Source organism: Eggerthella sp. BIOML-A1 (genome assembly GCF_009875595.1).
GTDB lineage: Bacteria > Actinomycetota > Coriobacteriia > Coriobacteriales > Eggerthellaceae > Eggerthella > Eggerthella lenta.
The window spans coordinates 154,735-179,131 of record NZ_WWRZ01000006.1 but is presented as its reverse complement, the minus strand read 5'-3'; the positions used below and the strand labels follow the sequence as shown (position 1 = coordinate 179,131).

At 65.0% G+C, this 24,397-nt stretch carries 19 protein-coding genes and 1 pseudogene; 4 read left to right on the top strand and 16 right to left on the bottom strand.

Annotation, left to right across the window (positions count from 1 at the left end):
• Window positions 1-90: 90 nt before the first annotated feature.
• On the top strand, window positions 91-750 hold the full coding sequence (locus GT590_RS08735) for a TetR/AcrR family transcriptional regulator C-terminal domain-containing protein (RefSeq protein WP_009609254.1): 660 nt from the start codon (window positions 91-93) through the stop codon (window positions 748-750).
• Window positions 751-831: 81 nt separating this feature from the next.
• Here GT590_RS08735 and GT590_RS08730 read toward each other — a convergent pair whose 3' ends face one another.
• From GT590_RS08730 to serA, 9 genes are all read right to left on the bottom strand, one after another.
• On the bottom strand, window positions 832-2,316 hold the full coding sequence (locus tag GT590_RS08730; protein ID WP_086414522.1) for an aldehyde dehydrogenase family protein: 1,485 nt from the start codon (window positions 2,314-2,316) through the stop codon (window positions 832-834).
• Between the two features lie 926 nt (window positions 2,317-3,242).
• Window positions 3,243-4,775, bottom strand: a complete 1,533-nt coding sequence (locus GT590_RS08725) for a 2-isopropylmalate synthase (RefSeq protein WP_009304320.1) — start codon at window positions 4,773-4,775, stop codon at window positions 3,243-3,245.
• 204 nt (window positions 4,776-4,979) lie between these two features.
• A complete protein-coding gene (gene nrfD, locus GT590_RS08720) occupies window positions 4,980-6,215 on the bottom strand; it encodes an NrfD/PsrC family molybdoenzyme membrane anchor subunit (RefSeq protein ID WP_009304319.1) in 1,236 nt (411 codons plus the stop codon).
• Between the two features lie 10 nt (window positions 6,216-6,225).
• Window positions 6,226-6,846 carry a 4Fe-4S dicluster domain-containing protein gene (locus GT590_RS08715; RefSeq protein ID WP_009304318.1) on the bottom strand — a complete coding sequence of 207 codons (621 nt, stop codon included), beginning with the start codon at window positions 6,844-6,846 and terminating at the stop codon, window positions 6,226-6,228.
• A gap of 10 nt (window positions 6,847-6,856) precedes the next feature.
• The gene (locus GT590_RS08710) at window positions 6,857-9,259 is read right to left on the bottom strand and encodes a molybdopterin-dependent oxidoreductase (RefSeq protein ID WP_161171009.1); all 2,403 of its coding nucleotides are present in this window, start codon (window positions 9,257-9,259) and stop codon (window positions 6,857-6,859) included.
• A 606-nt stretch (window positions 9,260-9,865) separates the two neighbouring features.
• Complete coding sequence (locus GT590_RS08705) at window positions 9,866-10,798, bottom strand: SPFH domain-containing protein (protein ID WP_009304316.1); 933 nt, start codon at window positions 10,796-10,798, stop codon at window positions 9,866-9,868.
• Between the two features lie 9 nt (window positions 10,799-10,807).
• The gene (locus GT590_RS08700) at window positions 10,808-11,188 is read right to left on the bottom strand and encodes a GntR family transcriptional regulator (protein WP_009304315.1); all 381 of its coding nucleotides are present in this window, start codon (window positions 11,186-11,188) and stop codon (window positions 10,808-10,810) included.
• A 231-nt stretch (window positions 11,189-11,419) separates the two neighbouring features.
• Complete coding sequence (gene nrfD / locus GT590_RS08695; RefSeq protein WP_114513572.1) at window positions 11,420-12,283, bottom strand: NrfD/PsrC family molybdoenzyme membrane anchor subunit; 864 nt, start codon at window positions 12,281-12,283, stop codon at window positions 11,420-11,422.
• 10 nt (window positions 12,284-12,293) lie between these two features.
• A complete protein-coding gene (gene serA, locus GT590_RS08690; RefSeq protein WP_021410264.1) occupies window positions 12,294-13,874 on the bottom strand; it encodes a phosphoglycerate dehydrogenase in 1,581 nt (526 codons plus the stop codon).
• A 281-nt stretch (window positions 13,875-14,155) separates the two neighbouring features.
• Between serA and GT590_RS08685 the strand changes: the two genes are divergently transcribed.
• From GT590_RS08685 to GT590_RS08675, 3 genes and pseudogenes are all read left to right on the top strand, one after another.
• On the top strand, window positions 14,156-14,599 hold the full coding sequence (locus GT590_RS08685) for a hypothetical protein (RefSeq protein WP_009609247.1): 444 nt from the start codon (window positions 14,156-14,158) through the stop codon (window positions 14,597-14,599).
• 88 nt (window positions 14,600-14,687) lie between these two features.
• A pseudogene (locus GT590_RS14765) lies at window positions 14,688-15,050 on the top strand (helix-turn-helix domain-containing protein); the annotation flags it as partial.
• Window positions 14,999-16,057 (top strand): IS3 family transposase, encoded by a 1,059-nt coding sequence (locus tag GT590_RS08675; RefSeq protein ID WP_227791323.1) that lies wholly within the window; start codon window positions 14,999-15,001, stop codon window positions 16,055-16,057. The pseudogene GT590_RS14765 and the gene GT590_RS08675, both read left to right, overlap by 52 nt.
• A 133-nt stretch (window positions 16,058-16,190) precedes the next feature.
• On the opposite strand, the gene ilvC is transcribed toward GT590_RS08675, so the two are convergent.
• The 7 genes from ilvC to GT590_RS08640 form a co-directional block, all read right to left on the bottom strand.
• Complete coding sequence (gene ilvC / locus GT590_RS08670) at window positions 16,191-17,186, bottom strand: ketol-acid reductoisomerase (protein WP_021410263.1); 996 nt, start codon at window positions 17,184-17,186, stop codon at window positions 16,191-16,193.
• Between the two features lie 60 nt (window positions 17,187-17,246).
• Window positions 17,247-17,732: an acetolactate synthase small subunit gene (gene ilvN, locus GT590_RS08665; RefSeq protein ID WP_009304310.1), complete on the bottom strand. Its 486-nt coding sequence runs from the start codon at window positions 17,730-17,732 to the stop codon at window positions 17,247-17,249.
• Window positions 17,729-19,621, bottom strand: a complete 1,893-nt coding sequence (ilvB, locus tag GT590_RS08660; RefSeq protein ID WP_114516476.1) for a biosynthetic-type acetolactate synthase large subunit — start codon at window positions 19,619-19,621, stop codon at window positions 17,729-17,731. Before ilvB ends, ilvN begins: the two co-directional genes overlap by 4 nt.
• Entirely contained in the window at window positions 19,618-21,291 is a 1,674-nt protein-coding gene (gene ilvD, locus GT590_RS08655; protein ID WP_114518432.1) for a dihydroxy-acid dehydratase, read from the bottom strand. Before ilvD ends, ilvB begins: the two co-directional genes overlap by 4 nt.
• A gap of 361 nt (window positions 21,292-21,652) precedes the next feature.
• The gene (locus GT590_RS14315; protein WP_015760824.1) at window positions 21,653-22,597 is read right to left on the bottom strand and encodes a sugar transferase; all 945 of its coding nucleotides are present in this window, start codon (window positions 22,595-22,597) and stop codon (window positions 21,653-21,655) included.
• A gap of 16 nt (window positions 22,598-22,613) precedes the next feature.
• Complete coding sequence (gene loaP, locus GT590_RS08645; protein WP_015760825.1) at window positions 22,614-23,126, bottom strand: antiterminator LoaP; 513 nt, start codon at window positions 23,124-23,126, stop codon at window positions 22,614-22,616.
• A gap of 257 nt (window positions 23,127-23,383) precedes the next feature.
• A complete protein-coding gene (locus GT590_RS08640) occupies window positions 23,384-23,905 on the bottom strand; it encodes a transcription termination/antitermination NusG family protein (RefSeq protein ID WP_015760826.1) in 522 nt (173 codons plus the stop codon).
• Window positions 23,906-24,397: the final 492 nt, after the last annotated feature.

The following is a 24,397-nucleotide window of genomic DNA, read 5'->3' as shown; positions in this document are numbered from 1 at the left end:
AAACCTCGTATAATCAACAACAGGCAACCGGCGAGGAAATCCGCAGAGAGCCTACCGGAAGAACCGCGCTCCACGTACAAGGAGGTCGTCATGGGCTCGATGAACACCATGTCGCTCATCGCAGAAACGTTCGTGTCGCTTACCGAGCACGAGCCCCCCGAAAAGATAGCCGTATCGGATATCGTTGCCGCTTCGGGGAAGAACCGCAAAACCTTCTACTATCATTTCGTCGACAAGAATCATCTCATCGCCTGGATATTCCGTTGCGATTTAGGAATGTTGCTCCGTAAACGCTTCGACGAGAACCTGTTGGTGTACGAACACGATGAAACAGGGAAAGACCCGCTCGCGCAGCATCCTTACTATATGTTCAACAAGAAGGGCGTGAGATCGCTTGATCAGGCAGGATTTTTTCAGACGCTGGCCGACTGTTTCGAAGCCCGAAGGAGCTATTACGCCAAAGTGCTACACGACAGCGGGCAGAACAGCCTTCGAGACTACCTGTACCGGCTTTACGTGCCCGCCCTCAAAGACGACGTGCGTTTCATTTTAAGCAACCGCCACCTTAGGGAAGAGAGCGTTGATTTCCTTGCCGAGTTCTACACGGGAGCGTTTTTGTCCTATCTTATCGGCCAGACGGTCAATCCGAAGAAGCACGACATCATGGAAGGCGTGGGGCCGTTTTGCAATATCGTTCACTCATCGCTTGAGAACGAGATCAAAGAGCAGCAACTCAGACGCATGCTGTAGACCGAACACGCAATAAACGACAGAACGTGAAGCAGGCGACCCGAAGGCCGCCTGCATACAGTAAGAGCTATCGAATGCGCATTACTTCGCCGGGTAGAAGCCGCTCGGCTCTTCGCCCAGGTTGATCATGATGTTCTTCGTCTGGGTGTAGTGCTCGAGCATCACCTTGTGCGTCTCGCGGCCGATGCCGGACTCCTTGTAGCCGCCGAACGGCGCACCGGACGGAATCTGGTTGTAGGTGTTCACCCACATGCGCCCGGTCTTGACGCCCTGCGCAACGCGGAAGGCGCGGTTGATGTCGCGGGTCCAGACAGCGCCGCCCAGACCGTACACCGAGTCGTTGGCCAGGTCGATGACCTCCTGCTCGTCCTTGAACTTGATGACCACGGCCACGGGCCCGAAAATCTCTTCCTGGGCAACGCGGCAGGAGTTGTTCGGCACCTCGATGAGCGTCGGCTTCAGGAACGCGCCCTTGGCGAGCTCGCCCTCGGTCGCACGCTCCCCGCCGCAGAGAACGCGGCCGCCCTCCTGCTTGGCGATCTCGACGTACTCGAGAATCTTGTTCATCTGGTTTTGGTCGATCTGGCTGCCCATCTGGGTGTCATCCTCCCAAGGCATGCCAACCTTCACCTTGCCGAACGCCTCGCACGCGTCCTGCACGAACTTGTCGTAGATGTCCTCGTGCACGAAGATGCGGCTGCCGGCGCAGCATACCTGGCCCTGGTTGAACAGGATGCCCAACTGGATGCCGTCCAGCATCATGTCCCACTTGGCGTCGGGGAAGATGATGTTGGCGGACTTGCCGCCCAGCTCCAGCGTGGCCGGGATAAGGCGCTCGGCCGCTGCGCGAGCGACATCGCGGCCCACTTCGGTGGAACCGGTGAAGGCCAGCTTGCTGATCTTCGGGTTGTCGAGGATGTACTGACCCGACTTCGAGCCGCGGCCCGTGACCACGTTGAACACGCCGGCCGGGATGACGCCCTCGGTGAGCTTCGCCAGCTCGAGCACCGTAAGCGAGGTCGTGGACGAGGGCTTGAACACCGTGCAGTCGCCGGCGGCCAGCACGGGGGCCAGCTTCCAAGCCGCCATAAGGAACGGGAAGTTCCACGGCACGATCTGACCGACGACGCCGATGGGCTCGTGCAGCACGAGCGACATCATGTTGCCCGGAAGCATGTCGGCCTCTCCCGTATCGGCCAGCAGCACGCCGGCGAAGTAACGGAAATGATCGACCGAGTACGCCACGTCGATGGCGCGCGTCTCGCGAATGGGCTTGCCGTTGTCCAGCGACTCCAACAAAGCGAGCTTCTCGGCGTTCTCTTCGATGAGGTCGGCCACCTTGTTCAAGATAATAGCGCGCTCGGCCTTCGTGGTCTTGCTCCAGGTTTCGAACGCCTCCCAAGCAGCGTCGACCGCGCGGTCGACGTCTTCCTTGGTGGCATCGGCAATAACGGAAAGCTGTTCACCGTTGGCGGGGCAGTACACGTCGAGCGTGCCGCCGTCCGACGCGTCGACCCATTCGCCGCCGATGTAGAGCTGATAGGATTTCTGAGCAGGGTTGTTCATGGGTACTTCCTTTCGCATGAGTGTTGCATGCCGCTTCCCGCCCCCGCCTTCGCACCGTCTCCCAACGCGCATCCGGCGGCGGGCGACGCATCGCATGCCCGCTGCGCGGCCCCTAAGGCCGTTGCCATGAAGATACACCCTTGCGCGTCGAACCGCCGTCCTCGTTGCCAACTGTTTACACGAACGGTACTGTTTCCTCGATTGGTGCACCATGGGTAACAATTACGGAACAGAGGACGTTCGCGAGCGGCATTCGGAAGGGAGCGAACGGTAGAGACGAGAAAACGTCGAACGAGGGTCCGCAACGTACCTGAGCGGAATCGAGCCCAAAGGCCGCCCTCCCCCGGCAATCGTCTCGGCAGGCGCCGACGCAACCCGCCGGATCGGCCGTTGCGCGCCGCCGTGCGATCCTGACCTCGCTTCAGCAGCGGAATCGAGCACCGCCAAGCGAGCCCAACGTCGTTTCAGCAGCGGAATCGGACACCGACTCACAAAAGTCACCGCTGTGAAGCTCGATGCAAGGGAAACCGCCGCCGTCGCGATCACTGACCTGCGCAAACGCGCGACATGCAAGATCGGAAGGATGCCGAATGCCATCCCTGGGCGCTTCAGAGCCCGGATCCCTCTTCACAGCGGTGACTTTTGTGACTCCGCTAAGGGCTTTCCTGTTAAACACGGGCAGCAGACGGGCGAAGCGGCATCCGGCTTCCGCAGGCCTTCTTCCACGCTGCGATGGCTTCAACCCGAAAGGAACGTTACAGCGCGTTCAGGCCCCTTCCTCATGGAGAGCATCGAGCGCACCGAGGCACGCTCGCACGCCGTTTTCAAGCGCCGAGCTCAATGGAAGGCCGCTTCGCACCGAGCTCCTCCGGAAACGACGGCGGCCCGTCCGAGGACGGGCCGCCGCTGCCGGTTCGCTTCGCGCGCTAGCGACGATGCTCCTGCTTGTCGTTGAGCAGGCGGTTCAGCGCGTTGAGGTAGGCCTTCGTGGACGAGACGATGATGTCGTTGTCCGCGCCGCGGCCCGTGTACACGCCGCCGTCGGGCGCGGTCACGCGGATGGTCACCTCGCCCAGCGCGTCGATGCCGCGCGTGACGGACTGCACCGAGAACTCGGTCAGCTCGTTGTCCACCTGCACGATCTTGTTCACGGCCTTGTACACCGCGTCGATCGGGCCCGTGCCGTACTCGCAGGCCGTGACCACCTGGTCGGCCGCGTTGCGCAGCGTGACCGTGGCCGTCGGGGTCAGCGGGAAGCCCGTGCTCACCTGCACGCCCTCAAGCGCGTAGAGGGCGCTCTCGTTGCGGTCGCGCTCGTTCACGAGGCTCTCGAGGTCCTCGTCGTACACTTCCTTCTTCTTGTCGGCCAGGTTGAGGAACGCCTCGTACACCTGGTCGAGCGCCTCGCCCTCCAGCTCGTAGCCCAGCTCCTCCAGACGGTGCTTCAAGGCCGCATGCCCCGAGCGCGCCGTGAGCACGATCTGGCTCGTGCCCGCGCCCACGTCGGCCGGGTCGATGATCTCGTAGGTGTCGCGCTTCTTCAGCACGCCGTCCTGGTGGATGCCGGAGGAGTGCGCGAAGGCGTTCGCGCCCACGATGGCCTTGTTGGCCTGCACGTTCATGCCGGTGATGGACGACACGAGGCGGCTCGCCTTGATGAACTCGCGCGTGTTGATCTCGGTGCAGGCGTCCAGCTCGTCGCCGTGCATCTTGATGCCCATGACCACTTCCTCCATGGCCGTGTTGCCCGCGCGCTCGCCCAAGCCGTTGATGGTGCATTCCACCTGGGTTGCACCGTTCTTCACGCCCGCCAGCGACAGCGCGGTGGCCATGCCGAGGTCGTTGTGGCAGTGCACCGACACCGTGGCCTTCTCGATGCCGTCCACATGGTCCATGAGGTACTTGATGCGCGCGCCGAACTCCTCGGGCAGCGAGTAGCCCGTGGTGTCGGGGATGTTCACCACCGTGGCGCCGGCCTTGATGACGGCTTCGATGACGCGCACGAGGAAGTCGTAGTCGGAGCGGCCCGCGTCCTCGGCGTAGAACTGTACGTCCTCGACGAAGTTGCGGGCGTACTTCACGCACTTGACCGCACGCTCGACGCACTCGTCCTCGGTAATGCGCAGCTTGTCGCGCAGGTGGCTCGGGCTCACGCCGATGCCGGTATGGATGCGCGGACGCTTGGCGTACTTGAGCGCGTCGGCCGCGGCGTCGATGTCCTTCTCCACCGCGCGCGTGAGGCCGCACACCGTTGCCTGGTCGCCTGCGAGCTCCGCGATGCGGCGGACGGACTCGAAGTCGCCGGGGCTCGAGATGGGGAAGCCCGCCTCGATGACGTCCACGTTGAGCCGGAGAAGTTGACGCGCCACGACCAGCTTCTCCTCGGTGTTCATGGAGGCGCCCGGCGACTGCTCGCCGTCGCGAAGCGTCGTATCGAAGATGTTGATCTTGCGCGTCATATGCGTGTTCCTTCCTTCTCGGCTCGATATAGTTTGACTATCATAGCAAATATCCCAAGCGCTCTTCTCGGAATTCGCCCCGAACGCACCAACAAAAGCGGGAAAACGACGGGAAGATGCCTGGCGCGAAAAAGGCCCGGCAAGCGCGGGGATCGCTTGCCGGGCCGTGATGCCGCAGCGTGCTCGGAGAGGAGGTCGCGCACGCTAGCAGGAGGGTGAGCTCGCTTTCGCGTCGGCCACGCCGTGGGCAGCCGCGTCGGCGTCGATGAGGTCGGTCGGCTTCGCCTTCATGATGAAGCGCTCGACGAGGATGAGGAAGGCCAGCGCGCCCAGCGCGATGACGCCGAGAAGCACCGCATACTCCACCCAGGAGGGCGCGTACCAGCTGGTCGCCGCCCACACGTCCATGCCGGAGGTAGCGGCCGACGTGCCGTCGATGAGACCCGGGCCGCCGAAGGTGTTCGGCGTGATGAACGAGCTGAACAGCAGCCACACGCGCTTGCAGAACACGCCCACCACCACGCACGCCGAGGAGAACACGATGAGGCCGGTCTTCTGGCGGTTCTTCGCGAACACGAGGATGGTGAACGGGATGAGCACGCCCACGATGATCTCGATCCAGAAGTACGGGGCCGTGGCGCCGAAGAACATCTGCGACAGCACGTGCCAGCCGCCCTCGGAACCGGGATAGCCCGTGGTCAGCAGCTCGCAGCCCACCATGTAGCCGTCGACCGCGATGCAGGTGGCCAGAAGGCCCGCCAGCATGCCCATGAGCTTCTTCGACGTCTCCCAAATGCCGCGGCGGTTCATCCACGCCAGCGCGATGAGCAAAAGCGCCAGGCCGGAGTCCATGGCCGAGGCCACGAACAAGGGGCCCATGATGGCCGAATGCCAGCCCTCGCGAGCGATCTGCAGGCCGAAGATCCACGCCGTCACCGTGTGCACGAGGATGGCGATGGGCAGGGCGAAGCGCGACACGATGGCGATCTTGGACTTGTCGGCCCTCTTCGAGGTCATGAAGTACAGGTAGACCAGGTTGATGACCAGGTAGCACGAGATGACGCAGATGTCCCAGAACAGAGGCGAGATGAAGTTCGGGGAAATGATCAGGTTGAAGATGCGCGCCACGCCGCCGAGGTCGAGGATGACCAGCAGGCCCGCGCAGCAGATGCACACCGTGGACACGCACACGGCCGGCAGCGCCACCTTCTTGAACTCGGTGACGTGGAAGATCGATGCCGATGAGGCCACGATCAAACCGCCGGCGGACAAGCCGACGAAGAACATGAACGCGGCGATGTACAGGCCCCAGGAGGTGCCGTTGTTCATGCCGGTCACGCCCAAACCGAACATGGTCTGGTAGATCCAGGCGGCCGCCCCCGCGGCGGCGATCACGGCCAGAACCACCATGACCGGACGGGAGATTCGCTTCGTTTCCATCTGGGCCCCCTTACGCGTTGTAGTAACGGAGCTGCGGGCGGGTGCCGAACTCCTCGAGCAGCTGATAGGCATGGTTCTCGCGCACGACCTTCGAGATCTCGGACTCGGGATCGTCCAAGTCGCCGTACACGCGGGCGCGGCCCGGGCACACGCGCACGCACATGGGGATGTCGCCGCGGTCGGTGCGCTCCTTGCACAGCGTGCACTTCTCCGCCACGCCCTTCGGGCGAACCGGCACGTCCTTGTCGCCGTAGTTCCAGTTGGGATCGCGCTCGGGCTCGCTCCAGTTGAACACGCGGGCGTTGTAGGGGCAAGCGGCCATGCAGATGCGGCAGCCGATGCACTTGTCGTAGTGGATTTCCACGCGACCCATATCGTCTTTGTACGTGGCGCCCACGGGGCACACCTTCAGACAGGCGGGGTTCTCGCAGTGCTGGCACGCCACGGGGATGTAGGTGCGACTGAGGTCGGGGTACGTCCCCTGCGCGCCGTCGGCGGTGTCCACGCCGTCGGTCTCCACGCGGATGTACAGCATGTTCATGGGTATGTTGTTCTGCATCTTGCAGGCGTTCGCGCAGGTGTTGCACCCGACGCAACGCTCAAGGTTGATGGCGATGCCAAGCTTGGTCATGATCGCTCACCTACGCTTTCTTGATCTCGACGAGGGTATCGGAGAACGGGATGACCGGGCCGCACATGAGCTCGGAGCCTCGCTCGACGTAGCCGTCGTTCGTGACGTTCTGGACGTTGCCTTCGATGAGGAAGTCGGCCGTCTGCCCCTCGAACATGCGCGCGCTTCCGGGACGGATGGACTCGTTGGCCTTCACGCGGCACTTGAAGGAGCCGCGGTCGTTGAACACTTCCACTGCATCTCCTGTGGCCAGGCCGCGCTTCTCCATTTCAGAGGGGTTCAGCTCGATGCGCGGCTCGGCGAACTGCTGGATCCACTTGGCATCGTTGAACTGGTTGTGGATGCGGTAGCGCGTGCGCACGTTCGCCAGCTGCAGCGGGTAGGTTTCGGCCAGCTTGTTGCCGGCGTGCGCCTCAAGCGGCGGCTCGTAGGCGGGAAGCGCCTGACCGTATTCCACAAGAGCGTCGTAGTAGACGTCCATGCGCGTGGAGGGGGTGGCGAACACGCGGTCCATGAACTCTCGGCGCGGCTCCTCGATGCCCTCGAGGGGATACACGCCGTTCGCAGCGTTGATCTTGTCGATGGTGAGCGCGGAGACGTACGGGTCCTCAGAGGAGGACAGCACCTTCGCCACCCATTCCTCGGACGTGGCGGGCAGGTACTGGTCTTTGCCGAAACGCTTGGCGATTTCCTTGCCGATCCAGAAGTCGGTGCGAGCCTCGAACAACGGCTCGATGATCTTGTTCTGCAGCACGATGTTGCTGTAGCCGATCTTCACGCTCCCCACCTCCGCGTCGTTCTCGAAGCGCGTGGTGGCGGGCAGGATGACGTCGGCCCACTTCGCGCCCTCGGTGAAGTACGGGTCGATGGTGACGATGAAGTCGAGGCCGCGCGCGAACTCGGCGGTCTTGTTCATGTTGCCGATGTGCTGCTGGAGCACATCGCCGCAGAAGATGCAGGCGCGCACCTTGGCGTTACCCTCGCGGGCATCGTACAGCGGCATCTCCAGCGTGCCGGCCGTCATGTCCTCGGGAAGCTCCCAGGCGCCCAGCGTGCCCGCATGGCCGTTGTAGCTGCCGCCCACGAACACGCCCACGCCGGCGCCCACCTTGCCCACGTTGCCCGTGAGGGCCACGAGCGTTGCGGCAGCGTGGCCGGCGATGTCGGCGTTGCCCATCTTGTCGTTGCCGCCCCAGCCCAGCGCCAGGCAGGCAGGACCCTCGGCGTACTCGCGGGCAAGTTGGCGGATGGTGGCGGCGGGCACGCCGCTTACGCTTTCAGCCCACTCGGGAGTGTACTCGACCTGCTTCTGCTTGAGGAGCGAGAACACCGTGGTGCAGGATGCGCCGTCCACGTCGAAGGTGCCCTCGAGAGCGGGCTTCACGGCCGCGACGTCGTAGGCCGCCTTCGCGTTCGTCGCCGTGTCCCACACGAAGAAGGGGTTCTGCTCGCCGGTCTCGGGCTCTTCGGCGTCAGGATCCTCCGCGTGGTCGCGCACGAGCTTGCCCGTCGCGACGTCCACGAGGAACGGAAGCGAGGTGTGGTTCAGCACGAAGTCCTCGTCGTAGAGCTGCTCGTCGAGGATGACGCTGGCCATGCCGAGGAAGAATGCGGCATCGGTGCCCGGCGTGATGGGCACCCACTGATCCGATTTGCCGGCCGTCGTGGAGAAGTGGGGATCCACCGTCACCATGCGGGTGCCGGCTTCCTTCGCCTCGAAGAACAGGCGCACGTTGGGCAGGCTGGACTCCAGGAAGTTGCTGCCCACGTTGAGCACGAGCTTGGAATTCACCCAGTCGCGAGCCTCGCAGGTGGCCATCGCGTAGCCGCCGCCGAAACCGATGGCAGGATCCAAACCGTTGCCGATGCCCACGTCGATGCCGGAGCTGGCATCCACCTGCGCGCCCAGCACGGCGGCCAGCCACGGGAAGTTCGCTTCGGCGCCCGTCGAGATGGCCACGCAGTCGTTTCCGTACTTGCCCTGGAGCTCCTTGAGCTTGTCGCACACCTCGTCGAGCGCTTCGTCCCACGAGATAGGCTCGAACTCGCCCGCGCCGCGCTCTCCGGTGCGTCGAAGCGGGGTCTGCACGCGATGGTCGCCGTAGATGTGCTGGACCTCGGAAATGCCCTTCACGCAGATGGTTTCGTACCGGTCGTCGCAGCAGTGGTTCGGCTGAACCGACACCATGCGCCCGTCGCGCACCGTGCACGCCAGCGGGCACATGCCGCCGCAGTGGGACTGGTGGTAGGTGAATGCCGTGTACTCCTCGGCGGTCTCGGCATGCGCCGGAACCAGCCATCCGTCAGCGGAGGTCATCGCCCCCGCCGCGCCCAACATCGCCAGGCCGGCGCCCGCGACGGCGGTTCCCTTGACGAAACCCCGACGCGTCACGCTCATCTCGTCTGTGGTCATTGCATCCCCTTTCTCAGTGACTCATGACCGTTTCCTCGACCTCTAATTAACTGTTTTCATAGTAATATAGTTAAATAGGAAATTGAATATGTTCATTTCAAGAATAATTTAGACGTCTGCGAACGGTGCGGAAAACGCGGCGAAGGTCGCGAGAGCGGGATGCCCTTGCGACCTTCGCCTTGCGAAAACGACGCCTTGTCGACATCGTATGCCCATGTCAGTTATCATATATTACCTTTTGGAAAATGTTTTACCGAGCGCAGCCGCGCCGTCATTGGAAGCGTCCGCTCCCCTATCGCACCATAGCAGAATCCGCCGTCGCGTAGCTGGCCTTTCCGATCCCGCAACCAACCGTTCGCGAACGAGCGGCCGACGGTGTCGGACAAGCGGAGACGCCCGATCGGGCTATCGGCGAGATACGGATCAGGAGAGCAGCGGCGCCTGCGGCGGGCAGAGGCGGGCTGTCAGCAAGCCGGCGACCCGCATCCGACGGCCCTGATGTTTCACGTGAAACATTTGTTTGCGCGAACGATTGTTTCACGTGAAACATTTGTACGTTTACGGGCACTGCCGAGAGGATGGCGCCCTTGCTTGCCGCAGAAGGGGCTACTTCTTCCCCTTGAGGGCGGAGGCTATGTCGCCTGTGAAGCCCTGGGCGTAGGGGCTCGGCACCACCACCATGTTGCCGCCCTCCTTCACGCTCTCGTTCACGAGGCTCATCATGCGCAGCTGCAGCGCCAGGTCGTCCTCGCGGTAGGCATGCGCGGCCTCGATGAACATGTCGGAGATGTCCTTCTCAACCTCGGCCAGCACGACGCGGGCGTTGCGCTCCTGCTGCGCCTGGGCCTCGGCGCTCATGGCGTTCTGCAGCTCCTGGGGCATGCGGATGTCGCGGATCTCCACGTCGTTGATGGTGACGCCCCACTGCTCAGTCTTCTCCTCGATGCTCTTCTTCAGTTGGTGGTCGATATGCGCGCGCTGCATGGACAGCTCGGCGATCTCCACCTGGCCGATGGCGTCGCGCAGCGCCGTCTGCGCCACGAGCGACGCCGAGTGCTCGTAGTCTTCCACAGCCAGGCACGCCTTCTTCGGATCCCACACCATCCAGAACACGACGGCGTCGAGATCCACCGGCACGAGATCGGCCGTGAGCACCTGCTCGGCCGAACACGAGATGGACGAGATGCGCTGGTCGATGACGATGGTCACCGAATCCACCACGGGGACGGTGACGTACAGACCCGGCCCGGCGAGGCGGTGGAACCGGCCGAAGCGCAGCACCACGGCACGCTCCCATTCGTAGGCGATGTGCACGCTGCCTGCCAGCGCCAGGCCGGCGACCACGGCGAGCGCCACGGTGAACGCCGAGCGGAAGGGGAACGTCGCAGCCAGGACAAGGGCGAACGCAACGAGGAACAGCGTCACGGCCAGCACCACCGCACCGCGGCGCGATGCCTTGCGCCTGCCGGAGACGCTCTCCTCCCCGCCTGACAGCACGTCGTTCGCACGCTCGTTGCCGCGTTTGCCGAACTTGACCATAGCTCGCTCCTATCCCATCCGGGAAATCTTGTCCTGAAGGCGACCCGCTATCTCTTCGCGCGTCATGCCCAGCTCCTCGCACTGGCGGATGAAATCGCCCATCATCGCATCGATGGTTGACTCCAGGGAATCCTCGTCGTCGAACGCGGGATTCTCGGCGACGAAGGTTCCGCGCCCGCGCTTCGACATGATGAGACCCGACGTCTCCATGCTGCGGTACACCTTGTTCACGGTGTTGTAGTTGATGTTGAGGTTGACGGCCATCTCGTGCACGGTGGGAAGCTGGTCGCCGGGCTGGTAGCGCCCGGTCTGGATAAGGTAGACGAGGCGGTTGCGAAGCTGCACCCAGATGGGCACGCCGCTGCGTTCGTCTATGCTGAAATTCTCCATGCCCCGAGCTTCCTCGCGCCGTCGTCGGCTGGCGCGGATTTTCCTACATCTCTAGCCAAATACAACCGTGTATATTCTAGCGCGCTTCGTCGGCATCGCCGGCGAGAATCGCGCATTCGCAAGCACGAAACGACGACAGGGCGAGACGACGAGACGAGGGAGCGAGACGAGGGGACGAGGTTGTTGCCTCATTCTGCGATCGAAGCGGGACACCGACCCCGCCCCTTCGTCTCACAGGTACGACGCGATGTCCATGAAGGGAGCCGTGCACAGGCAGTACCGCAGGAAGAAGCCGCCTATCAGCACCAGCACGCCGATGCAGGCGCAGGCGCGCGCGTCGGGACGCCGCAGCGCCGCCTCCAGCGCGAAGGGGGCCGCGATGCCCACCGCCGCGAGCGCGCCCCAGAACGCGGGCGCCATATCGCCCGTCAGCAGGCGCTGCGCGGCCGCGCTCGACAGCACGTCACCGGCCGCCGCAACCATGAAGGCCGTCAGCACGACGGCCTCGAGCGCCAGCAGCGCGCCGTCGATGCGGGAGAGCCGCGCGAACAACGGCTGCGGATCGGCGTCGCACAGAAGCGGCAGCACGAGCATCACCGCCGCGCCGCACGACAGCGACGAGCAGGTGAACAGCACCGGCACGAGCGGCGACGCCAGAAGCGGCAGCGTCCAGATGGTGGAGAGGAACAGCCCCGAGTACACCATCACCACGAGCGCGCTCGCGCAGCCGAGGGCCTGCACGGCCAGCACGGCGCCGTGGCCGAGCCCGAGCACGCGCAGGTTGCACGCGAGGAGCGCCGCCACGGCGGCCATGAACGCCACGAGCGCCCACGCCCCGACCGACAGCACGCTGCCAGCCGGGTTCGCCAACACGTCGAGCGCGAGCTCGGGCCTTCCCAGATCCAGCATGAGGCACGCGGCGCCCACTGCGACCATGCCGCACGAGACGACGAGCGACGGCAAGGCCACCCGCCCGAGCGAGCGCCTCAGCGCAGCGGACGAGCGCGCCCGCTGCGACAGGTACACGGCCGCGACGAACGTGCCGCAGCCCGCGCCCGCCAAGAACAGGTAGATGACGATGAGCGGGCCGAACATCGCGCCGCCGCTACAGCTTCACGTACCAGAGGTTTTTGAGGTCGCCCAGCCCCGCGCGCAGCTTGGACAGCACGTCGTCGTCGACGTCGCCCTCCACGTTCATGTACACGAGCGCGCATTGCTCGGCCGGCTTTGTGCCGATCTGCATCGTGGTGATGTTGATGCCCGCCTCGCCCAGGATGGTGCCGATGGCGCCCACGCGCCCCGGCGCGTCCACGTACTCGAACACGAGCGACTGACCGGCCGGAGCGATGTCCAGCTGGTAGCCGAACAGCGACACGAGGCGCGCAGCCTGCGCTTCGCCCGCCAGCGTGCAGGCCACTTCGGTGCCGTCGGCCACCACCGACACGGTGGAAGCGTAGCCCCCGGCGTCGGGCGACGAAAGCGTCTCCACCTTGATGCCGTGGCGCTTCGCCACCGCGTCGGCGTTCACCGGCGTCACCGTGGCCGTGCTCTGGTAGGACAGGATGCCCTTGAGCGTGCCGGCAACGAGGATGGACGCGTCGGCGTGCGCCAGCGCGCCAGCCGTCGTCAGCTTCAGGAACTGGGGGATCTCGCCGTCGATCTGCGCGAGCATGCTGCCCATCATCTGGCAAGCGGGCACGTACGGTCCCACCGCGTCCATCACCTCGGGCGGCACGGGCGCCATGTTCAAAGCCGTGGGCACGATGGATCCCTCGAGGCCCGCCGCCACGTACTCGGCCGTCTGCACGCCGGCTCGCAGCTGCGCCTCCTGCGTGGACGCCGCGATATGCGGCGTGAGGATGGCGTTGTCGAACTCGCGCAGGGGGCTGTCCGTGCAGGGCTCGCTTTCGTGCACGTCGATGCCGACCGCGCCGATCTTGCCGGCGGCCAGGAAGTCGGCGAGCGACTTCTCGTCGAAGATGCCGCCGCGCGCGGCGTTCACCAGGATCACGCCGTCCTTCATTCGCGCGTACTGGTCGGGCCCGAACATCCCGATGGTCTCCTTCGTCTTGGGAAGGTGGACGGTGATGAAGTCGGCCAACGGCACAAGGGCGTCCACGTCGTCGTACAGCGTCACGCCCAGCTGCTCGGCGCGCTCGGGGCTGCAGTACGGGTCGTAGCCGATCAGTTTCATGCCGAAGGCGCGTGCCCGCTCGGCCACGAGGCCGCCGATGCGGCCGAGGCCGAAGATGGCGAGCGTCTTCTCGTACAGCTCCACGCCGGTGTACTTCCCGCGCTCCCAAACGCCCTCGTGCATGGACGCGTTCGCCTGCGGAACCTTGCGCGCGCAGGCAAGCATGAGGCCGATGGCGTGCTCGGCGGCGGACACGATGTTGGACGTGGGCGCGTTGCACACGATGATGCCGTGCTCGGTGGCCGCTTCGACGTCTACGTTGTCCACGCCCACGCCGGCGCGCCCGATGATGCGCAGACGATCGGCGGCTTCGACGACCTCGGCCGTGACCTTCGTGGCCGAGCGCACGATGAGCGCATCGTAGCCGGGAACGGTCTCGATCAGCTCCTCGGGCGTCATCTTCAGCTTGACGTCGACCTCGCACCCCTTGTCGCGGAGCACTGCGAGACCCGCCTCGGCCAGCCTTTCGGTAACCAGCACCTTCTTCGTCATAACGAAAACCACCTCTTGCCTTATGGATGTCAGGGAAACAGTCCCGCCCGGCGCCGGCCGCACGCGTTCACGCCGATCGAGCAAACGTCCTTATGATACGGAAAAACCCCATGGATAGATGCACGGGCTGCGAAATTCCCGATGAATTGCGAAAACGCGCGTCCGACTCGGCAAGCACGGCGAAAAGCGACCGCACGGCTGCTTTGGTGCGGTATTGTAGACGTTCCCGCACCTCCCGTCGGGTATCCTATTCCGACGTACCGAAAAGAGAAGGGAACGCCATGCAGAAGACCACCTCGCAGAAAGCCCTCAAGGTCATCTCCATCATCATGATCGTGTTCGCGGCGCTCACGCTGCTCCTCGGCATCGGCGGCATCGTCACCGGCGGAGCCCTCGGCATCCTGGGCGCGGGCATCGGCGACGCCGGAAGCGCCGCCCTCGTCGGAGGCGTGGCAGCCGTCGCCGGCTTCGTCATCCTCCTCGGAGGCGCCATCAACCTGGCCATCGGCATCTTCGGCCTGCGCGGAGCCAACGACCCGCGCAAGATCGGCGCGTTCTACGCGCTGGCCATCATCGGGCTCGCGTTCGCCGTGCTGAGCGCGCTCGGCACCTTCTTCGGCGGCAGCGCGGACGGCGGCGACATCGCCAGCGCCCTCTTCGGCCTCGTCCTGCCCCTCGTCTGCGTGCTTTTGGCCTACAACATCAAGAAGGAGAACAACCTGTAGCGGCCCGCAGCTTCGTTCCCGCACGTGAAAGAAGGGGCCCGACGTGAACTGCCTCCCATTTCTTGGACAAGAAAGTAAAGTTCGAGAGATGGGAGGCTTCTTTATGCCGCCGAAGCATGACAGGAAGATGCGCGAACTAGCGGTCGAGCTGTTCGACGAGGGGTACGGCAGGGACATCGTCGCCGCGAGGCTTTGCATGTCGGCCAGCATCGTGGAAAAATGGCTTCTGACGTACAGGTCGGTCGGAAGCGAGGTGCTGCTCTGCATGGGTAGCCGGAAAACGAGATACGCTTGGGAGACGAAGGTCGCCGCAGCTCGGGCCGTCGTGGACGAGGGGATGGGCAAGCCCGAGGCCATGGCCGCCTTCGGCATCGCGTCGAGGACCCCGCTCGACTCCTGGTGCCGGCTCTACCGCGAAGGCGGGGCCGACGCTCTCAGGCCCAAGCCCAAGGGCAGGCCGAAGGGATCTGCGGCTCAAAGCGCGCCCAAGACGCGCGAGCAAGAGCTCGAGGCGCGCGTGCGCAGGCTCGAAGCCGAGAACGCCTACTTAAAAAAAGTCCGCGCCCTGGAGGCGGAGAAGTCTCGAGCTGGGAGAAGTCCCAAGTGATCGAGATGCTTTCAGGGCAAGGCCACGCTCTTTCCGACCTGTTGGCAGCCGCCGGGCTCCCGAGATCGACTTACTACCGCGCCCGCTCGCACCCGCCGAGGCCGACGAGGCCGGAGCTATGGGAGAAGGTGGCGGAGGTGTTCTCCCGCACGGCCAACGGCTGCGGACACAGGCAGGTCGCCATGGCCCTGCGCGCCGAGGAGGACGTGGCGATAGCCGACAAGACCGCACTGAAGATCATGCACGAGATGGGCATCAGCTGCGGCATCCGGCGCGAGAGCGACTACCACAGGTACAACTCGTTCAAAGGCGTTGTCGGCAGGGCGTTCGACAACGTCCTGGACAGGGACTTCTCAGCCGACGAACCCTGGCAGAAGCTCGGCACGGACGTCACCGAGTTCAAGGCCCCGTGGGGCAGGGCCTACTTTGCCCCAGCGTACGACTTCGGCAGCAAGGAGATCGTGTCCTGGAGCATATCGCGGTCTGCGAACATGGCGCAGCAAAAGGAGATGCTGGAAGGCCTGCTGGCGAAGATGCCGGAGGCCGCGAGCCCGGTCATGCACTCCGACATGGGATGGCAGTACCAGCACGACGGTTATTGCAAGACGCTCGAGGAGGCGGGCATCGTCCAGAGCATGTCGAGAAAGGGCAACTGCATCGACAACGGCGCGACCGAGCAGGTCTTCGGCCATATCAAGGACGAGTTCTTCCGCGGGCAGAGCTTCGAGAGCTTCGAGGAGTTCAAGGAGAGGCTCGAGGCGTACATCGTCCACTGGAACACGAGGCGAAGGCAGGTTAAACTGAAAGGACTGACCCCGGAGGAATTCCGGAACCAGTCCTTAGCAGCATAGCCACCTTTATTTTCCTTGTCCAAGAACCGGGGCGCAGTTCAACGTCGGGCCCCTTCTTTGTGCGAAGCCGTCTCCGGCGAATCGAACCCGTCTGCCCGCGCTTCTCCGTCTGCGCGGGCGACGGACCGCAGTCCTACCTCCTCACGAAGCTGAACATCGAGCGGATGTTGGCGCCCACTTCCTCGATCTGGGCGTTGCCATGCTCCATGCGCTGCTCTTTGAGCCACTTCTGGCCGTTCTTCGAGTCCTCCATGAACTCGTGGGCGAAGCTGCCGTCCTGGATGCGCGCCAGCACGGTCTTCATCGCGGCTTTCGTCTCGTCGGTAATCACCTGCGGGCCGGCGTAGTAGTCGCCGTACTCGGCCGTGTTCGAGATGGAGTAGCGCATGTTCGACATGCCGCCCTCGTACATGAGGTCCACGATGAGCTTCATCTCGTGGAAGCACTCGAAGTAGGCCATCTCGGGCGGATAGCCCGCCTCCACCAGCGTCTCGAAGCCGGCGTTGATGAGCGCCGTCACGCCGCCGCACAGCACGGCCTGCTCGCCGAACAGGTCGGTTTCGGTCTCGTTCTTGAACGTGGTCTCGATGACGCCGGCGCGCGCGCCGCCGATGCCCCACGCGTACGACAGCGCCACATCCTTGGCCTGGCCCGACGCGTCCTGGTTCACGCAGATGAGGCACGGCACGCCCGCGCCTTCGGTGAACACGCGGCGCACCATGTGGCCCGGGCCCTTCGGCGCGATCATGACCACGTCGACCTCCGCGGGCGGCTCGATGTAGCCGAAGTGGATGTTGAAGCCGTGCGCGAACGCCAGCGTGTCGCCGGCCTTGAGATGCGGGGCGATGTCCGCTTCGTACGTGGCGGCCTGGGTCTCGTCGGGCGTGAGGATCATGATGAAGTCGGCTTCCTCGGCAGCGTCGGCGACGCTCATCACCTTGAGGCCCGCCTCCTCGGCCTTGGCCCGCGAGCGCGAGTCCTCGCGCAGGCCCACGCGCACGTCCACGCCCGAGTCCAGCAGGTTGAGCGCATGGGCGTGGCCCTGGCTGCCGTAGCCGATGATGGCCACCTTCTTGTCCTGGATGAGCTGGGGGTTCGCGTCTTTCTCGTGATAGATCGTGACAGCCATGTTCGTTTTTCCTTTCTATTGGCTGAGGTTACCTGGTGTTCGGGATGCGCCGCGCGAGCCTCACACGTCCTTCGAATTGCGGGACATGGCGATTTTGCCGGTGCGGGTGATCTCCTTGATGCCGTAGGCGCGGAAGAGGTCCTCCATGCCCTTGAGCTTGCTCTCGTCGCCCGTGGCCTCGATGGTCAGCGAGCTGCGGCCCACGTCCACGATCTTCGCACGGAACACGTTGGCGATCTCGATGATCTCGTTGCGACGGTCGGGCTGGGCGTTCACCTTGAACAGCACCAGCTCGCGCTCGATGGCCGCGTCGTTGGTGAGGTCGGTGATCTTGTGCACGCTGATCAGCTTGTGCAGCTGCTTCGTGATCTGCTCGTAGGCCACGTCGTCGGCCTTCACGATGGCCGTGACGCGCGACATGGTGGGATCTTCGGTGGGGCCCACCGACAGCGACTCGATGTTGAAGCCGCGCCGCGAGATGAGGCCGGTGACGCGCGACAGCACGCCGGGCTTGTTCTCCACCAGAACGGACAGGATGTGCTTCATCGGTCGCTCCCCTCCACGTCGCTTCCATCGGCTTCGTCGCCTTCGGGCACGTCGGTGCGCACGGCTCCCACGGCCACGTCGATGGCGCCGATCACCTCGTCGAGCGCGCGGCCCGGCGCCACCATGGGATACACGTTCTGATCGCGCGAGATGGCCACGTCCAGCAGGTACGGCCCGTCGCTTGCCAGCATGCGCGCCAGCGCCGCGTCCACGTCAGCGGGCTTCTCCACCCGCTCGCCCCGCCAGCCGTACGCTTCGGCCAGCTTCACGAAGTCGGGGCTGGCGTCCAGCAGCGTCGAGGAGTAGCGCTCGTCGTAGAACAGCTTCTGCCACTGGTGCACCATGCCGAGGCAGCGGTTGTCCAGGATGAGCACCTTCACCGGCACGCGGTGGATGCTGGCCGTGGCCATCTCCTGGCTGTTCATCTGGAACGACCCGTCGCCCGCCACGCACACCACCTGCTTCTCCGGACAGCCGATGGCCGCGCCGATGGCGGCCGGGAAGCCGAAGCCCATCGTGCCCAGGCCGCCCGACGACAGGAAGCTGCGCGGCGCCTCACGGTCCACGCTCTGGGCCGCCCACATCTGGTGCTGCCCCACCTCGGTCACGACGACGCTGTTCTGAGGATCGAGCGACTCCGACAGCTTCTTCAGCACCACCTCGGGGACGATCTCGTCGGGGTCGTCCCCCACGCCGGGATGGTAGAACGGGTAGCGCGTGCGCCAGGCGGAGATCTGCTCCACCCATGTGCCCGTGCCGGGGCGCGCGCCTTCCTTCTCCAACGTCGACACGATGCCGGCCAGCACGCCCTTGAGGTCGCCTACGATGGGCACCTGCACCTCGCGCACCTTGCCGATCTCGGCCGGGTCGATGTCGATGTGGATGACGTCGGCGTGCGGCGCGAACTCGTCCAGCTTGCCGGTGACGCGGTCGGAGAAGCGCGCTCCCGCCGCGATGATAAGGTCGCTTTCCGTCATGGCGAGGTTCGCGTACTTCGAGCCGTGCATCCCGACGGGCCCCAGGTTCAGCTCGTGGGACGCGGGGAACGCGCCCTTGCCCATGAGCGTGGTGACCACGGGAATCTGCATGAGCTCGGCCAGCGCCTTCAGCTCTTCGGACGCGCCAGAGGACACGGTGCCGCCGCCCACGTACAGCACGGGACGTTCTGCTTGCTTGATACGGGACACGGCCTGTTTGATCTGCTTGGCGTTGCCGCGGTAGGTGGGCTTGTACGACGGCAGGTTCACGTCGTCGGGGTACTCGAACGTCATGAGCTCGCTGGCCAGATCCGACGGGACGTCGATGAGCACGGGGCCGGGACGGCCGGTCTTGGCGATGTGGAACGCCTCGCGGAACGTAGTCGTCAACTCGTCGGTGGACTGCAAAAGGTAGCTGTGCTTCACCACCGGCATGGTGATGCCCACGATATCGGATTCCTGGAACGAGTCCGTGCCGATGACGCCGCGCGGCACCTGGCCCGTGATCACCACGAGCGGCACGCTGTCCATGTAGGCCGTCGCAATGCCCGTCACCGTGTTCGTGGCGCCCGGGCCGCTGGTGACGATGACCACGCCCACGTTGCCCGTGGCGCGCGCGTAGCCGTCGGCCTCGTGCACGGCGCCCTGTTCGTGGCGCGCCAGCACGTGCTTGATCTGGTCCGAGTCGTACAACGCGTCGTATATTTTGATGGCTTGGCCGCCGGGATAGCCGAACACGAGGTCGACGCCCTCGGCTTCGAGCGAGGCCACCACGGCCTCGGCGCCCTTCATCGTCTTGCCCTGCTTCGGCGTCTTGCTGCCCAGGCCGCGCGGGGCGCCGGCCTCGGTGGCGTTCGCCTGGTTCGGGCGCGGCGCGCGGCCGTCGGTTGCGGTGCTCCGTGCGTTCGTCATGATACGTACGCCCCCTTGTCTGCCGACGAGACGAGCTTCGCGTACTTCGCGAGCACGCCGTGGTCGTGCTTCGGCGCCGGCGGCCGCCAGGCCGCGCGACGGCGTTCCAGTTCGGCGTCGTCCACGCCCAGCGTGAGCGCGCCGCCTTCGATATCGACCGTCACCGGGTCGCCTTCCTCGATGAGCGCGATGGGGCCGCCGGCCGCCGCCTCGGGGCTCACGTGCCCCACGGCCGGGCCCTTCGTGGCGCCCGAGAAGCGCCCGTCGGTGATCAGGGCCACGCTGGTGGACAGACCCATCCCCACGATGGAGGACGTGGGCGTCAGCATCTCGCGCATGCCCGGGCCGCCCTTGGGGCCCTCGTAGCGGATGACTACCACGTCGCCCGCCGCGATCTTGCCGGCGTTGATGGCCGCGCAGGCCTCCTCCTCGCTGTCGAAGCAGCGCGCGGGGCCGGTGTGGACGAGCATGGACGGATCGACGGCCGACTTCTTCACGATGGCGCCGTCGGGCGCGATGTTGCCGTGCAGCACCTTGAGCGCGCCTGAAGGGGAGAAGGGGTTGTCGTGCGCGCGGCACACCTCGCCGTCGGCCGGTTTCGTGCAGGCCTGCAGGTACTCGTCGAGCGTGCCCATGCACGTGACGGCGCTGCGGTCGAGCAGGTCGAGCTCTGCCAGCTCGTGCATGACCACGGGCACGCCCCCGACCTCGTACAGGTCGGACAGCGGGCGCGGGCCGGAGGGCTGCAGCTTCACGAGGTGCGGCGTGCGCGCGCTCGCGGCGTCCCAGTCGTCCATCGTGATGGGGTGTCCCGCCTCGCGCGCGATGGCCGTGAGGTGCAGCACCGTGTTCGTGGAGCCGCCGAAGGCCATGTCGCATTCCATGGCGTTGTGCAAGGCGGCCGCGTTCACGATGTCGCGCGCGCAGATGCCCTTCTCCAGCAGCTCCATCACCTTCATGCCCGCATGCTTCGCCAAGCGGATGCGCTCGGAGTACACCGCGGGCACGGTGCCGTTGCCGGGAAGCGCGATGCCCAGGGCCTCGCACAGGCAGTTCATGGAGTTCGCCGTGAACATGCCCGAACAGCTGCCGCAGGTGGGGCACGCGGTGTCCTCGTAGTACTTGAGCTCGGCCTCGGACATGTCGTCGTTCATCACCTGCGCCGCGCCGTCGAACAGCGTGTTGAGGTCGGTGGTGGGCCCGCACCCGCCCGGCTGCTTGCCGGGAAGCATGGGGCCGCCCGACACGAACACCGTGGGGATGTTCACGCGCAGCGCGCCCAGCAGCATGCCCGGCACGATCTTGTCGCAGTTCGGGATGCACACGAGCGCGTCGAAGGCATGGCCCTGCACCGCGCATTCCAGCGAGTCGGCGATGGCTTCGCGCGACACGAGCGAGTAGTGCATGCCGTCGTGGTTCATGGCGATGCCGTCGCACACGCCGATGGTGGATATCTCGAACGGCACGCCGCCGGCCATGTAGATGCCCGCCTTCACGGCTTCGGCGATCTTGTCGAGGTTGTTGTGGCCGGGGATGATGTCGTTGCGGGAGTTGAAGACGGCGACGAGCGGCCGCTCCATCTCCTCGTCGGTGATGCCGTCGGCCTTGAGCAGGCTGCGGTGCGGGGCGCGCGCCGTGCCGCACCGCACGGCATCGCTGCGTAGCTGCATGTCCGATCCCTTCCTTCCTGGCGTTGCCGGTTTCGTGGCATAAAAAAATCCCGTTGCAAGCAAGCTGCACCAGGACCTCAGAAGGAAGGGAGATGCGCCCGGCTGCACGCATCCCTGCGCGCCGCGGTCGCTCTCGATCGGACTGATAACGGAGTCGCCGGTTCAGCCTACTTGCCCCGGCTGCACGCGGAGGTCGTCCGCTGCGTGCCGTCGCGTTCGAGCCGAACTGCTCGGAGGTGGCGTTCAGGCCGCCCACCGCCGGCTCGCAGCATCCGCCGGCTCTCTGAAGATGGGTTCGTCCCTACTGTCCTCGTCAACGCATTTCGTCTATGAACTTGTTGCGGGTAAGTATACTCCAGCTTCACGACGTCGCAAGTAAAACTTTGACGATCGAAGCGATTGCGCGGTAAATCCACATGGAGGCGGTGGGGATTGAGGAGACGGGGGTTCGGGGCGCCGGAGGAGCTGCGAGGCGCCGCGAGGTGCCGGAGGCTCCCGCTAGGCGAGGTGCTGGTAGCCCCTCCCCGCGGAGCGGTTGGGCGAAACGTCGCGGAGCGCCGGAAACCCCTCCTCGCGACAGCTCCAGCTCCTGGCGGCTGCCGTCCCCGTAGGTCGCGTCGTTTCGGGCCTGCACCTGCCACCAGCCGGTGATGCCGGGCTTCGCGGAGAGGAGCTCGCCCGCATCGTCGCCGTAGGCCGCGAGCTCCTCCTCGACGACAGGGCGCGGGCCGATCACGCTCATCTGGCCGGCGAGTACGTTCAGAAACTGAGGGAGCTCGTCGAGGGAGGTCTTGCGCAGAAAGCGCCCGACACGCGTGACGCGGGGGTCGTCGTCCACCTTGCGCTCGCGCTCCCATTGCGTTAGCTGCTCGGGACTCAGGTGCTTCTCCACGTCGTCGGAGTCGGCCACCATGGTGCGCAGCTTGAGGATGCGAAGCGGCTTGCCGCGATAGCCGACGCGCTCTTGGAGGTATATTGGGGAGCCGGGGGATTCCAGGCGGATAACCAGGCAAAGAAGAGCGACCGGAATCAACCCTACGATCGTCGCGCACGCCGAGAACACGATATCGAACGCCCGCTTCACGAAGTGGTACCCCAGCCGCCCCTCGACAGCCAGCGGTTCGTACTCGCGTACGCTTTCGGCCGGCGCCGCTCGGGATCCTTCGACTTCGCTCCCTACGGTCGCTTCGCTCAGGATGACAGCCTGGCGGACCCCTCCGGTCGCTTTTTTAGGATGACCGGGGGCGGCAGCTCCACGCTCAGGGCAGCAGCCGTCGTCCAGGGCAACCGCTCCCCCGGCGTCCACTGCCGTTATTCCGTTTTCAAGTTCGTTTTCTGACAATTCCCAATCCGATTTTCGTTTGGATGGTTCGCCCGAACATATCGATCTCCAGATACGCGGTGCGCTTGCGACGGTTGATCTTCCTGATCCAGCCCTCGCGGCCCACCAGCGGGCCCTTCAGCACGATGATCCGGTCGCCCTCGATCACACCCTCGGACACGCCCACCGTCCGATGCCCCTTCTCGGTGAACGCGTCGATCCACGCCACCTCGTCGCGCTCCAAAGGAACGAAACCCCCGTCGTTGCTCAGCACCCAGGCGAACGCCGGCACGCGCCGAAGCTGCGATTCCAGCTCGTCCACGCGGTCGGTCACCACGATCAGGTAGCCGGGGAACAGCGTGGCCGTACAGGTGCGCCACTGGCCGCGGAACTGCTTTTGCACCTCGTAGCGCGGCACGAAGCACTCCTGCAGCACATCGTCCTCGACCAAGCTCTCTATCAGGCGGCATACGGCGAACTCGCGCCCTGCCACCGTCTGCACCACGTACCACATGCACGGCTCCTCAACGCGCGACGGCATGGCTTCGCCCTTCGGCTGCGCCGCCGACGCGCACGTATGACGGGGGTATTCATCCCTTCGAAGCTGGCGAAACGCACACGCGGCATCGTTTTCGCGCATCGAAGTATGTTCGGTCGCGCCCGTAAAGGCGCATGCAGTTTCCTGCGGGGAGATCGAAGGAGGGGTTTCGCCGTCGGCGCCTATCCGTCGAGCTCCTCGCAGCAAGCTGGTTCAAGCTGCGAAGGGCGAGGTCAGGTTTTGCGCACGATCTCAAGTCCCACCCTCACCTGCTTCTGATCGAGCAGGCCGATGTCCAGGTAGGCGATGCGCTTGTGACGGTCGATCTTCTTGATGCGGTCGACGTGACCGCGTAGCGGCCCTTCGTCGATGATGGTGCGGCCGTTGTCTATCGTGCCGCGGGAAAAGCCCACCACGTGGCTCGGCCCGCCGAAATCATGCACGAACGAGGCCTCCTCGGGCCGCAGCGCGAAAGCGCGCCGCTCGGCGCCCAGAAGGCGCGCGAACGCAGTGGAACGTTTGATGGTTTTCTCGAAAGCCTCGATGTCGTCGGAAGCTACGAACAGGTAACCCGGGAACATGGTCTCCGTGAGCAGACGCCAAACGCCCTGGTTCTTCTTGAGGATGCAGTAGCTCAGCGCGAAGCAGTCGCGCACCAGCTCCGGACCGGCAAGCGCCTTGACGCGCTCGGCCACGGCGCGCTCCCTGCCCGGCACCACCTGCAGCACATAGCGAGCCCGACCGCGCGAAGGCACGGGCGGCTCGATCGATTCAGTTGGAGAGATCCTGATGACGCGGGGTTCTCGAACGACGCATCCGACGGACGCGGCGCGAGCGACGCCGCCTATTCGATGCGGCTCGCGACAGTCTTTCTCAGACTGCCCCCCCCCCGGACGGTTTTTGGGTCAGCATGTCATCGCAGATTGCAGAAGCAGGGCGAGCCAGGGCGCACTGCTCCGTCGACGAGCTTGCATGCTCATCGATGAAGCGATATGTTGAAGCCGGAAAGCCCATAAACTTGTACCCTAACCGTTACTCGTTTGTAAAGCGCGCTCTATTTAACCATAGGCTCACGTCATTGCAAGACGCCTCGACACAAAAGACCGGTAACATGTAACAAAAACCCGTTCGGCGCGCAGCGTTGTTTTACAAGATGATAACGGCAGAGCGCCGGAAGTGCAACAGTGAACCGGGGGGGGGGGGGGGGGGGGGGGGGGGGGGGGGGGGGGGGGGGGGGGGGGGGGGGG